We start from the raw sequence: 12,569 nt of genomic DNA on the forward strand, positions 1-12,569 counted from the left end.
TATATGAAAAAAAGAACACTTCTTGTTGGTAGTCTTGCATTTTCATTATTGTTTTCTACAGCGCAAACCAAAAAATCAGAACCCTTTAAAGTAAACGAAACTGAGGTGGAACTACTCTACGACCACTATATTCAAGATGGGGACAACTCAGCTGTCACAGGTGGCGAGGGCACTGAACGACTTATTGTTTATGGCCCAACTTTCAATTACAAAAAGAAATTTGGAAAGAATGGTCTGGATTTTCAACTTGGGGTCGATGTCATTTCTTCCGCATCAACAGATAATATTGATCGTATTATGTCCTCTGCTTCCAGATTGGATACCCGGACGTATTCCAACATGCATTACACAAGATATTTTGAAAAAAGTAAAATGTCCATCAGCGTTGGATTAAGTGGTTCCATAGAATCCGACTATTTTTCAATTGGAAAGTTTTTGGGATTCGCCAAAACATCAAAAAATGATATGCGGACGTATACGGCCCAATTGCAAATATTCAATGATGATTTACGCTGGGGTAGATTGGACGATGGTTTTTTACAAAGTCCTCAATTCTTGATTTATCCCGTTGAGCTTCGTTTTCAAGAATGGTATGACGAATATAGAAGGGATTCCTATAATTTGAACCTTGGCTTTACCCAAGTTGCAAACCGAAGAAATACTATTGGTCTTTTTTCAGCGCTGAGCTACCAAAAAGGTTTGCTGGCGACCCCATTCCACCGAATTTTCTTTTCAGATGATAGCAGGGCTGTGGAACAATTTCCCAACGAACGTAATAAAGCTGCACTTTCTTTAAAGTGGAACAGTTTTGCATCCAATGATATTATTTTTAAGAACACCATAGGCGGATACATTGACAATTTTGGAATTTTAGGCCTGACTTTGGATAACGAAACAGCTATAAAATTGAGTCCAAAATGGACATTGCTGCCCAGTTTAAGATATTATGTGCAAAGAGGCTCTAAATATTTTGCTCCTTTAGGAGAACATGACCCCGATGAAACTTATTACACTTCGGATTATGACCTATCCTCTATTCGTTCATTCCGATTTGGTATGGGGTGGAGGCATTGGCCAACCAACCGAAAAAATAAAGGGTTGCATTTATTTTCGGTCCAGTATTTTTATTATTCCCGATCCAATGGACTTAGAGCGCACACCTTATCTACCTCTTTTAACTTCAAAACCAAAAGGGCACGAAAAAATAGAAGTAGCAGAAAATCTTAAGCTTATTCCTCTAAACAACCAGCCCTTCCACGGGTATCAATCAGATAAATAATCTTCCACTCGCCATCAAAATCCACTAATTGGAATGAATTGATTCCGCAGTGACTGAATTCACCATTAAGCCAAAACTCATAACCAACCCATGCATTGGCCATGGTCCTATCCACCTGTATGGAGAATGATGTCAATTTCTCCTGAAAACGGATACTATCGGGAATACTGCAAATTGAAGTGATGAATTTTGAAAATTCTTCGGTTCTAAAGCGGGTCTTACCTGCAATGTCCCTTCCTGTGGTCTGCAATACAATCTTATCAGCAACGGTACTTTTAATGATTGATGAATCTTGCTTATGGAATCCATCAAAAAAAGTTTCCACAACTTGTTTTACCTGTTGTTGAGCATCCAAATCTGGAGGATTGGGCCCTTGAGCTGTGACCGTTAGACACATCATAACTGCTATTGCGCTAGTCAACATCATTTTCATATACTGAAGTTTTTTGATTAGAGTTCAATTTAAACAAATCTGCTTACATTTAACCAGTAAAATAGAATCAATGTCAGTTGCAAAAAAAGAATACAAAAGGGTTACTGTAAAATCCTTGGTGGAAATGAAACAAAGCAAGGAAAAAATATCCATGCTCACGGCCTACGACTATTCCATGGCCAAAATTGTTGATTCCGCCAACGTGGATGTAATTTTGGTGGGGGATTCTGCAAGTAATGTTATTGCCGGACACGAAACCACTTTGCCCATAACCTTGGATCAAATGATATATCATGCCAGCTCTGTTGTAAGGGCTGCAAAACGTGCCTTGGTGGTAGTGGATATTCCTTTTGGAAGCTATCAAGGGGATTCAAAGGAAGCCCTGCGTTCTGCCATACGAATCATGAAAGAAAGTGGTGCCCATGCCGTAAAAGTTGAGGGCGGTTCTGAAATCCAAGTTTCCATCAGCAGGATTTTAGAAGCTGGAATTCCTGTGATGGGGCACCTTGGTCTTACTCCACAATCCATTTATAAATTTGGAACCTATACCGTACGAGCCAAAGAAGAAGAGGAAGCCAAAAAATTAAAAGAAGATGCCAAACTATTGGAAGAATTAGGTTGTTTTAGCATTGTGTTGGAAAAAATCCCCGCTAAACTTGCCAAAGAAGTAGCCGAAAGTGTTTCCATTCCTGTAATCGGTATCGGTGCCGGTAATGGAGTGGATGGACAAGTATTGGTAGTTCATGATCTTTTGGGAATGACACATGAATTTAATCCACGCTTCTTAAGAAGATACATGAACCTTTATGAAGAAATGGGGAACGCCATTGCCCAATACGTTGGTGATGTCAAAAGCAGGGACTTTCCCAATGAAAGTGAACAGTATTAATAGTAAAGCGTCCATTGTCGATTAAATCCAATCCATCCAATCTTATTGTTCTTTATGAGGACAATCATTTGATAGCGGTCAATAAACGTGCTGGGGATATTGTTCAAGGAGATAAAACCGGTGATGTTCCTCTAAGTGAAGTCGTTAAACAATATCTTAAGGAGAAGTACAACAAACCGGGCAATGTATATCTAGGGGTTGTACATCGGTTGGATAGACCCACTTCTGGGATTGTACTATTCGCCAAAACATCAAAGGCCCTGCCAAGATTGAACAAACTTTTTTCCGAAGGAAAAACTGGTAAAACCTATTGGGCCGTTGTGAAGAACCCTCCCAATGAAGAATCGGGAACTTTGATACATTGGTTGGTTCGAAATCCCAAACAGAACAAATCTTATGCACATTCAAAAGAAGTTCCCAATAGCAAAAAAGCTATTTTGAGTTATAAGGTACTTCAAAGACTAGACCATTATTTTCTTTTAGAGATTGACTTAAAAACGGGAAGACACCATCAAATAAGAGCCCAACTAGCTGCTGAAAACTCCTATATTAAAGGAGATTTAAAATATGGAGCTGATCGAAGCAATAAAGATGGAAGCATACATCTTCATGCCAGATGTTTACAATTGGAACATCCTGTAAAAAAAGAAACCCTTAGCATAACGGCTGAACCTCCAAATGACCCGGTCTGGAATGCCTGTACTTAGCGCGTTACAGTCAAGGCCTTTTCTCTAATGATTTGGCCCACAGGTTTGTTCTGTAAATGACTCTCCAACCATGAAAGTATATCCAAATACAAGAAAGCTCTTTTTTCGTAAGGGTGATTTTCATATTTCTTAAGCTCGTTGTACAACTTCTGGAATTCATTTTTAAGCTCATGCGGATAAATATCACCAAGACCCCGAAGGAATTTGATCATCTCCTTTTGCACCGCATGTAAATCGTTCATTTTCAACAAAAACTTATAGGTACTTTTAAGTTGCACTTCCAAATGATAATCCATGCCGGCTTCATAATGGGCCACCAAACTCAATACCCGGGCAAAGCACATCAAATCCTCTCGCATTTTTAGGTTTTTATTCGAGATGATTTTCTTCAAGTAAACGATGCAGTTCTTGTTATCCCCTACACCAAAATACAAGCAGGCAATTTTATAATATAAAAGCATTATATGATGCTCATCTATCCTTTCCCTATGTTTTTTGATGCCGTACTCAATAATATTCACCAAATAAAGGCCCTTGTCAAAAGTACCTTCTAAAAAATGTAGATTTAGCTTATTGGAATTGATATACAAAAATGCCAACGAAGCAATATTATCATTCTGAGGGAATTTGGAATTGGATACTTGTGTTACCAAACGCTCCAAGGTCTCCCTAAACTGCGAACTGTACTTCACAAAAAACAAAGCCTCCAATAAGTAATGATTCCCTTTTAAGTAGAAAACGGGATTTAGGGCAATCATTTCCTCATTTTCGTTGAAAAGATCTACCCATTTACTTGCATATTTATAGGCTGACAAAAAATCTTGGGTCAATAAGCTATACCACAAATGTGCTTTGTACAACCATAATTTTTCACGAAATCCCAATTTATCCAATTGATAATCTGGAAGTTGATTCTCAAAATATCTTTGCACCCGTTGCAAATCCTCATCATTTCGCACATAACCTACCTTAAGCATCATGCTGTACAATTGAAGCGAAAGATTGGAGAGCTTACTTGTCATGACATTATCCAATGACAGTTCTTTGGCCTGCACTGCCAATTCATCTGCCCTATCGGGAATACTTCTCGTGATATATTGGGTTTCAATAATCTTTTCAAACTCTACAATTTCATAGGCGACATTTTTTTCCTCATTTTCGATAGCCAGGTTTTTAGCCTTATCCAAAATTTTCAAACTTTGTTTGTACAGTCCTTTTTGATACAAAATTGTGGCAAAATCCAATTGCTCCCTTATCTGAACACGAATATTCTGATTAACAGGGTTCAATCGAAGACTTACCAAAATCTGCTTGTACAAATGTGCTTTCAGATTTGAAAGTTGTGCCTTTTTGACAATACCACTGTCCAAAATTTGTTTTTCATCGTAGCTTCTCATTTTGTCCAAAAGGTTAAAAAGTGCCAAAAATTTAGCATCAGTATTTACACCCAAGCGACCCACATAGAGCTTAAATTGACGTTTTTCAGATTTTGAAAGCGACTTGATCAACACGAACAAGGCATCCTTATGGACATTTGTCATCGTAAAATAAATAATTTAATATTCTGTATTTCAGATATTTAAATCTAACGAAATACAAATTAACGTTGTAACAAGGTAAGCGCTTTTTCCATTCTTGCCTTGCCCCTACTTTATCTTCGTATAGTTTAGCAAAAACCAACAAAAATAATGGGTAAAGATAAGGTACAAATTTTTGATACGACGCTTAGGGATGGAGAACAAGTTCCAGGCTGCAAGTTAGACACTACACAAAAATTGGTCATTGCTGAACGTCTTGATGAATTAGGCGTAGATGTTATTGAAGCTGGCTTTCCTATATCCAGCCCCGGAGATTTTAAATCAGTTGAAGAAATTGCAAAATTGGTCAAAAATGCAACAGTTTGTGGATTGACCAGAGCGGTAAAAAAAGATATTGAGGTAGCTGCAGAGGCGGTAAAATTGGCAAAGACCCCAAGAATACATACTGGAATCGGTACTTCTGATTCCCACATCAAATTCAAATTCAATACTACTCGTGAAAAGATTATTGAACGGGCGGTTGAAGCTGTTGCATATGCAAAATCTTTTGTGGAAGATGTTGAGTTTTATGCCGAAGATGCAGGACGTACAGATAACGAATTCCTAGCTCAAGTATGCGAAGCTGTCATCAAGGCCGGTGCAACCGTACTAAACATTCCCGACACCACAGGATATTGTCTTCCAGAAGAATATGGAGCCAAAATGAAATATTTGAAGGAAAATGTGAAGGGAATTGATAAAGCCATTCTTTCTTGCCATTGTCATAACGATTTAGGTTTGGCCACAGCCAATTCAATAGCTGGAGCCATCAATGGAGCAAGACAAATAGAATGTACCATAAACGGAATTGGGGAAAGAGCCGGCAACACTTCTTTAGAGGAAGTCGTCATGATCATGAGACAACACCCTTACTTGAATTTAGACACTAACATCAATAGTCAATTGTTGTTGGATACCAGCCAAATGGTTTCACAAAAAATGGGAATGCCAGTGCAACCCAATAAAGCCATTGTTGGTTCAAATGCATTTGCCCACAGTTCTGGAATCCACCAAGATGGAGTTATAAAGCAGCGTGAAACCTATGAAATCATTGACCCCAAGGATGTTGGTGTCAGTGAGTCTTCTATTGTCTTGACTGCAAGAAGTGGAAGGGCAGCATTGGCCTATCGAGCCAAAAATGTTGGGTACGAACTCACCAAGCTACAATTGGATGCCGTGTATGAAAACTTCTTGAAGTTTGCCGACCAAAAAAAGGAAATTGTTGATGATGACATTCATCAAATCATTCAAACAAGTAATATCAGTATTCAAAATATAGCATAGCTCCCGATATTCCTTCATGTAATCGCCAAAAATGAACTATAAAATTGCTTTGCTTCCTGGAGATGGTGTTGGACCAGAAGTTTTGGCTCAAGCAGTTAAATGTCTTCAGGCAGTTGAGGAAGTTTTTGATCATAACTTCGTGTATAGGGATGCCGCAATGGGTGCCATTGCTATTGATAAATTTGGAACTCCCCTACCAGACCATACTTTAAAACTTTGCAGGGAAGCTGATGCAATTTTGTTTGGAGCCATTGGAGACCCCAAATACGACAATAATCCAGATGCCAAGGTTAGACCCGAGCAAGGTTTATTGCAACTTCGCAAAGAGCTAGGGCTTTTTACCAATATTAGACCTATACAGGTTTTTCCATCTTTATTGGACAACTCTCCTCTAAAAAAGGAAATAGTCTCGGGAACAGATTTTGTAATCTACCGGGAACTTACAGGTGGGATTTATTTTGGAGAGAAGAAAATCAATGAGGAAGGAACCGTTGCTTCCGATTTATGCGAATATTCAGAAAATGAAATTTCCAGAATAGCCCATTTGGCTTTTAAAGCTGCTAAGAATAGACAGAACAAACTCACCTTGGTGGACAAAGCCAATGTTTTGGAATCTTCCAGATTATGGAGAAAGGTGGTCTCACAAATTAGCCAAAGCTATCCAGAAGTCGCATTGGATTTTCTTTTTGTGGACAATGCTGCCATGCAAATCATACTCAATCCCAATCAATTTGATGTTATTCTAACAGAAAACATGTTTGGGGATATTATTTCTGATGAAGGAAGTGTTATCGGTGGCTCCATAGGAATGTTGCCTTCCGCTTCCATTGGCAATCAAAATGCACTTTTTGAACCTATTCATGGTTCTTACCCCCAGGCAAAAGGAAAAGATATTGCCAACCCAATTGCCTCTATTCTTTCTGCTGCCATGTTATTGGAACATTTTGACCTTTATGAAGAAGCTATGTCGGTTAGGATGGCGGTCAACAAATCACTTGAAAAAGGTATCGTAACTCCAGATTTAAATGTCAAAAGTCAATATGGCACTAATCATGTAGGTGATTTCATCGCTCACACTATAGTTGACAGTGATGATGATTTCAATATGAACGATGAAAATATTGATTTGGGGAAATCCACCATTATTTAGCCGCAACCTCCATTGCGGCCAATTGTTCTATAGTTTCTGAAAATTCTTTTTCAAACTCCATGTATTTTTCACCTGTAGCTGGGCCGTTAAATCCGGTATGTATTTTCTCCACCTCTCCATTCTTATCAATATAAATAGTGGTGGGGTAGGATAAAATATGGTTCAGCATAGGTAGTTTTTCATTGGCCATTTGTTTGTTAGAAGTTCCATATTGCGCCAATAAAATGGGATAATTGGCCCCTACCCGCTTTTTGAGTCGAGTAATCCCCTCCAAGGCTTTTTCTTTGGTCTTTGCATATTCAAAAGCCAAACCAACCAACTCTACATCCAAATCTGGATGCTGCTTAAAAAAGTCCAAATAAAACCGTGTTTCATCCAAACAGTTGGTGCACCATGTACCCATAATTTGAACCAAAACCACCTTTCCATTGAATCTTTGGTCTGAAAGACGGACAATATTCCCTCTCTCATCGGGAAAGGCAAAATCAAATTGATCATATCCCTCCTTTAAAAATGTTAAACTATTTGCATCTGGAAGATCAAAAGCCTCATTTCTAATACCCATAAAATTTTCAACTGAATGATTCCCGGAAAAAAACTTGCCTTCCAGAGTACTATCCGTGACTTTAGCGGTGAACAGATACACCTTTGATCCATCAAAAGTGGATAGTTTTAAACTGTCGCCACTCACAATTCCTTCTAAAAATCTATAATCTCCCGTTTTGGTCCTAAATGTTCCCTTAACCACATTATCATCTTGCATAAAAATACCCTTTGCAGGATATTCCTTTTCCGTATTAATGTCAAAATAGGTTTCCCACACCCCAGAAATATTGACCCTAGCTTCGTCCTTTACTTTAAAACGTTCTCGTTTTCCATAGAAGGCCGAAAAAGGCACAACACGATCAAGACTTTCCTTTATAAATTCACCCTCAATTTCTTCACTGGTAAAGGTTCCGGCTATGTATCCTTCAAAAATTGGCATTTGAATGTGAATGGAATCCCTCCGTATTTCAATTTCATCCACAAAAACCACTTCCTCTGCATTGTACATTTCTATATTGTAATCTCCTTTTTCATTTTTGAACAAAGAAAAATTAAAGGGCAATATATCATTGTCCGAAACATCCATCTTGGCCCACCAATCCCCCACAGCCAGTTCCTTTTTTTCTTCTTTGCAGGAACATATCACACCAAAAATGACCAAAAAACAAAGCCGAACTCTTTTCATATATTGAAAGATTTTTCTTAAAAATAGAAAATTGTATTGAAAACATAACATATCGCCATCCCTAAGTATCTTTTACGTTGAATGTATTTTTGTATTGTTTTATATTTGTCCACTTTAAAATTGGGGTATGAAAATCTCTTACAACTGGTTGAAACAGTTTTTGAATATTGATTGGGATTCACAAAAGACAGGTGAACTTCTAACAGACTTAGGGCTGGAAATAGAGGGGATTACTGGATTTGAATCCGTCAAAGGTGGCTTGAAAGGAGTAGTTGTAGGGCATGTACTTACTTGCGAAAAACACCCCAACGCAGATAGACTTAAACTCACGACCGTAGATATTGGGGGTTACGAACCGCTTCAAATTGTCTGTGGCGCCCCTAATGTAGAAACTGGACAAAAAGTGCCGGTAGCAACAATAGGTACAACACTTTACACAGCAGAGGGAGAGTCTTGGGAAATCAAAAAAGGTAAAATTAGGGGTGAAGAAAGTCATGGGATGATCTGTGCAGAGGATGAGCTTGGGCTTGGTAAAAGCCATGACGGTATCATGGTGCTCAGTGACACCCTTAAACCAGGAACACCATGCGCAGAGGTCTTTGAAATTGAAAGCGATGAGGTTTTTGAGATTGGCCTAACACCTAACCGTGCCGATGCCATGAGTCATTTTGGTGTGGCTCGTGACCTTAAAGCCGGATTGGAGCAAAAAGAAATTCAAAAAGAGCTGGTTACTCCTTCTACCAGTAACTATTCAATTGACAACAGATCGCTTAAAATTGATGTTGAGGTTGAAAAAAGTGATTTAGCGCCTAGATATTGCGGAATTACCATCAGTAATCTTATTGTTCAAGAATCTCCAGATTGGTTAAAAAATCGTTTGAAGTCTATTGGACTATCACCTATCAATAATGTAGTGGACGTGACCAATTATGTACTTCATGAACTTGGACAGCCTTTACATGCTTTTGATGCATCAAAAATAAAAGGTAGTAAAATTGAAGTAAAGACCCTGCCCGCTGGGACCAAATTCACAACCTTGGATGATGTAGAACGAGAACTACATGAGGAAGATTTAATGATTTGCGATAGTGAAAAGCCCATGTGCATTGCTGGGGTTTTTGGGGGACTAAACTCGGGAGTTACAGAACATACCACCTCCATTTTTTTGGAAAGTGCTTATTTTAATCCTGTTTCTATTCGTAAAACAGCCAAAAGACATGGTTTAAATACAGATGCTTCTTTTAGGTTTGAAAGGGGTGTGGATATCGACATCACAAAATATGCCCTTAAAAGAGCTGCATTGTTGATACGCGAAATTGCAGGAGGTGATATCAGTTCCGAATTGATAGACCTCTACCCTAAAAAGGTGCAAGAAAGACAGGTTTTCTTGACTTTTGATAAAATCAACACCTTGATCGGTCAGGAAATCCCAAGGGATACTATAAAATCTATACTTGCATCTCTGGAAATCAAAGTGAACAACGTCACCGAATCCGGTCTTGGGCTCACCATTCCCAATTATAGAGTTGATGTAGAACGCGAAGTAGATGTTATTGAAGAGATTTTACGTGTTTACGGCTATAATAATATTGATGATAAGGAAAAACTAACAGCATCCATTGCCACGACCTCCAAGTTTGATAATCATAAAATTCAAGATGTAATTGGGAACACTCTGGCCACCCAAGGTTTTCATGAAATTATGACCAATAGCCTTGTAGCTTCAGGTTCTCATCAAATTTTTGGTGACAACGAGCAAGCCGTTACAATGCTGAATCCTTTGAGTTCAGATTTATCCGAACTTAGAACTTCAATGTTGTTTTCTGGTCTTCAAACTGTTGCTTACAATAGCAATAGACAAAAAAATAACCTTAAGCTTTTTGAATTTGGAAAAACCTATCATAAAGCAAATGGTGAAAACCAAGAAAAACAGCATCTTTCCATTTACATTACAGGAAACAGATCTGTTGATAGTTGGACCCTCAATTCTCAAAAATCTGATTTCTTTTTCCTAAAAGGTGTGGTTGAAACTTTGTTCGATCGCTTGGGACTTAGGGATATTAAAACGGAACCCTACTCCAGCTCAATACTTTCAGAAGGGTTGATATGCACTAAAAACAACACCTCAGTAGGGTTTTACGGGCTAGTTGACAAGACCTTGCTGAAAAAATTTGATATAAAGCAAGATGTGTTTTTTGCAGATTTTGATTGGGATGCTATTTTGAGCCATATCAGCAAGCAAAATATTGTATTCAAGGAAATCCCAAAATTCCCAGAAGTCAATCGTGACTTTGCCCTTCTTCTTGATGAGTCTGTTACTTTTCAGCAGATTTATGACATTGCATGGAGTACTGAAAAAAAGCTATTGAAGGATGTGAATCTGTTTGACGTTTATACAGGCAAAAATCTTCCTGAAGGTAAAAAGTCATACGCAATCAGTTTTACATTGCTTGATGAAAGCAAAACCTTGACCGACAAGCAGATTGATAAGATTATGGCCAAATTATTGGCAAGATATCAAAAAGAGTTAGGGGCAGAATTACGCTAATTACATTTGCGTTGGCAGAATCACACTATCAATTTCGTGAATTATTCCATTCTTTAAGTTCAAATCGGCTGTGGTGATGCGAGCAGTATTGCCCACCGGGTCTGTCAACACAATATCGTAGCCATCTAAATGAGCTATGAGTTTTTTTCCTTGAATGGTAGTGAAACTGGCGGTGCCATTACCTCTACACATTGCTCGTAAAATTCTAGAAGCTGTCAACTGTCCGGCAACAATATGGTATGAAAGCAAGGATTTTAGCTCGCTCTTGTCTTGTGCATTGAGCAATTGCTCCATTTTAGTTTTGGAAAAACGCTCAAAAGCAGCATCTGAGGGAGCAAAAACCGTAAAGGGCCCAGAACTGTCCAAAACATCGTCCAATTTGGTGGCCTTTACCGCAGCCAATAAAATTTTATGCCTATCAGAATCAATAGCACTTTGTGAAATGGGTTCTGATGGGGATATTTCTAGTTCTTGAGAAAAGGATGAAAAGGAAAAGGCCATACATAGACCTAGTAGGATTTGGGTTAAGGGGGCTTTCATTTTAGTGTTCTCAACTTTGGAACTTCTTGGTTTTGGTTTGGCTCTTACGATTAAATGCTAAAATCTTCGATAAGATACATCTTTTTAACAAAACCAGCAGCGCTTTTCGACACCAATAATCAATTTAACACAATGTTAACATCCATGTGATTTTGCTTTTCAAAAAAACAACAACACAATTCCTTAAATTTGAGTGAATTGCTTAGAAAAAGAAGATGATATTTAAAAATACCAACATGGAGCTCCAACTTCAAAAGGTTAGAGCAAAAGAACAAAAAGATTGGAGTGCTGTCCGCCGCATATTATCCAGTCCAGCTATGCATGACGCTAAAATTTCTGCTGAACTCACCAGTAGAAATAACATCCAACACAATACTTTCAATGTTGATTTGCTGCAAACCGACAAAATCTATCATTTAGATCAAATCAAGGAAATCTGTATTGACTATCGTTTGCGCTTTTTGGACAGTAGTTATTTTAAAGGTGAAATTCCCAAAAGTGCCCTACGCAAAATACAGGAGTTGGAAAAGGCCCATCAGACCGAGATAAAAGGTTTTAAAATCATGGCGCCTTCAAAATTGTTCAAACTGGAGGATAAAGATGACCCATTACTCTTTGCTCCCATTGGCAATGATTACTTTTATTTGATTCATAAGTGGGGCAACGACCTTCATCCCTTAAGGAAATGGATGGTTTGGCCTTTCAGAAATATTGTAAATCTTACGCTTTTTGTAGTATTGATAAGTTATGCAGTGACCCTTTTGGTTCCCAACGGGCTATTCTCAAAAAATAATTCTACAGCAGAATTCTGGATTATTTTCTTCTTTATGTTCAAGTGTATTGCATCCGTGGTTATTTTTTACGGTTTTGCGCTTGGAAAGAATTTCAATCCTGCTATTTGGAACAGCAAATACTTTAATGCATAAAAGCT

The 12,569-nt window shown here is 38.2% G+C and carries 11 protein-coding genes; 7 read left to right on the plus strand and 4 right to left on the minus strand.

Annotated elements, in window-relative coordinates; translation table 11 throughout:
* Positions 1 to 3 precede the first annotated feature (3 nt).
* A complete protein-coding gene (locus HJC33_RS14270; RefSeq protein ID WP_171659493.1) occupies positions 4 to 1,227 on the plus strand; it encodes a DUF3570 domain-containing protein in 1,224 nt (407 codons plus the stop codon).
* Positions 1,228 to 1,229: 2 nt separating this feature from the next.
* On the opposite strand, the gene HJC33_RS14275 is transcribed toward HJC33_RS14270, so the two are convergent.
* A complete protein-coding gene (locus tag HJC33_RS14275; protein ID WP_246245560.1) occupies positions 1,230 to 1,706 on the minus strand; it encodes a nuclear transport factor 2 family protein in 477 nt (158 codons plus the stop codon).
* A 76-nt stretch (positions 1,707 to 1,782) separates the two neighbouring features.
* Between HJC33_RS14275 and panB the strand changes: the two genes are divergently transcribed.
* Both panB and HJC33_RS14285 read left to right on the plus strand, forming a co-directional pair.
* The gene (panB, locus tag HJC33_RS14280; protein WP_171659495.1) at positions 1,783 to 2,601 is read left to right on the plus strand and encodes a 3-methyl-2-oxobutanoate hydroxymethyltransferase; all 819 of its coding nucleotides are present in this window, start codon (positions 1,783 to 1,785) and stop codon (positions 2,599 to 2,601) included.
* Positions 2,602 to 2,615: 14 nt separating this feature from the next.
* Positions 2,616 to 3,308, plus strand: coding sequence for an RluA family pseudouridine synthase (locus HJC33_RS14285; protein WP_171659496.1), 693 nt, complete (start codon positions 2,616 to 2,618; stop codon positions 3,306 to 3,308).
* On the opposite strand, the gene HJC33_RS14290 is transcribed toward HJC33_RS14285, so the two are convergent.
* Entirely contained in the window at positions 3,305 to 4,849 is a 1,545-nt protein-coding gene (locus tag HJC33_RS14290) for a hypothetical protein (protein WP_171659497.1), read from the minus strand. The two genes, HJC33_RS14285 and HJC33_RS14290, sit on opposite strands and share 4 nt — an antisense overlap.
* A gap of 147 nt (positions 4,850 to 4,996) precedes the next feature.
* Between HJC33_RS14290 and HJC33_RS14295 the strand changes: the two genes are divergently transcribed.
* Together HJC33_RS14295 and leuB are read left to right on the plus strand one after the other, a co-directional pair.
* Positions 4,997 to 6,169, plus strand: coding sequence for a 2-isopropylmalate synthase (locus tag HJC33_RS14295; protein WP_171659498.1), 1,173 nt, complete (start codon positions 4,997 to 4,999; stop codon positions 6,167 to 6,169).
* 31 nt (positions 6,170 to 6,200) lie between these two features.
* Positions 6,201 to 7,319 carry a 3-isopropylmalate dehydrogenase gene (leuB, locus tag HJC33_RS14300; protein WP_171659499.1) on the plus strand — a complete coding sequence of 373 codons (1,119 nt, stop codon included), beginning with the start codon at positions 6,201 to 6,203 and terminating at the stop codon, positions 7,317 to 7,319.
* Here leuB and HJC33_RS14305 read toward each other — a convergent pair.
* Complete coding sequence (locus HJC33_RS14305; protein ID WP_171659500.1) at positions 7,312 to 8,550, minus strand: peroxiredoxin family protein; 1,239 nt, start codon at positions 8,548 to 8,550, stop codon at positions 7,312 to 7,314. The two genes, leuB and HJC33_RS14305, sit on opposite strands and share 8 nt — an antisense overlap.
* Positions 8,551 to 8,677: 127 nt before the next feature.
* On the opposite strand from HJC33_RS14305, the gene pheT reads away from it, so the two are divergent.
* Positions 8,678 to 11,098 (plus strand): phenylalanine--tRNA ligase subunit beta, encoded by a 2,421-nt coding sequence (gene pheT / locus HJC33_RS14310; protein WP_171659501.1) that lies wholly within the window; start codon positions 8,678 to 8,680, stop codon positions 11,096 to 11,098.
* Here the strand turns inward: pheT and HJC33_RS14315 are convergent, their stop codons facing one another.
* Positions 11,099 to 11,638: a fasciclin domain-containing protein gene (locus HJC33_RS14315; protein WP_171659502.1), complete on the minus strand. Its 540-nt coding sequence runs from the start codon at positions 11,636 to 11,638 to the stop codon at positions 11,099 to 11,101.
* 236 nt (positions 11,639 to 11,874) lie between these two features.
* Here HJC33_RS14315 and HJC33_RS14320 point away from each other — a divergent pair, with 236 nt between their 5' ends.
* A complete protein-coding gene (locus HJC33_RS14320; protein WP_246245561.1) occupies positions 11,875 to 12,564 on the plus strand; it encodes a hypothetical protein in 690 nt (229 codons plus the stop codon).
* Positions 12,565 to 12,569: the final 5 nt, after the last annotated feature.

The organism is Flagellimonas amphidinii (assembly GCF_013090115.1).
In the GTDB taxonomy this organism is placed as follows: domain Bacteria; phylum Bacteroidota; class Bacteroidia; order Flavobacteriales; family Flavobacteriaceae; genus Flagellimonas; species Flagellimonas amphidinii.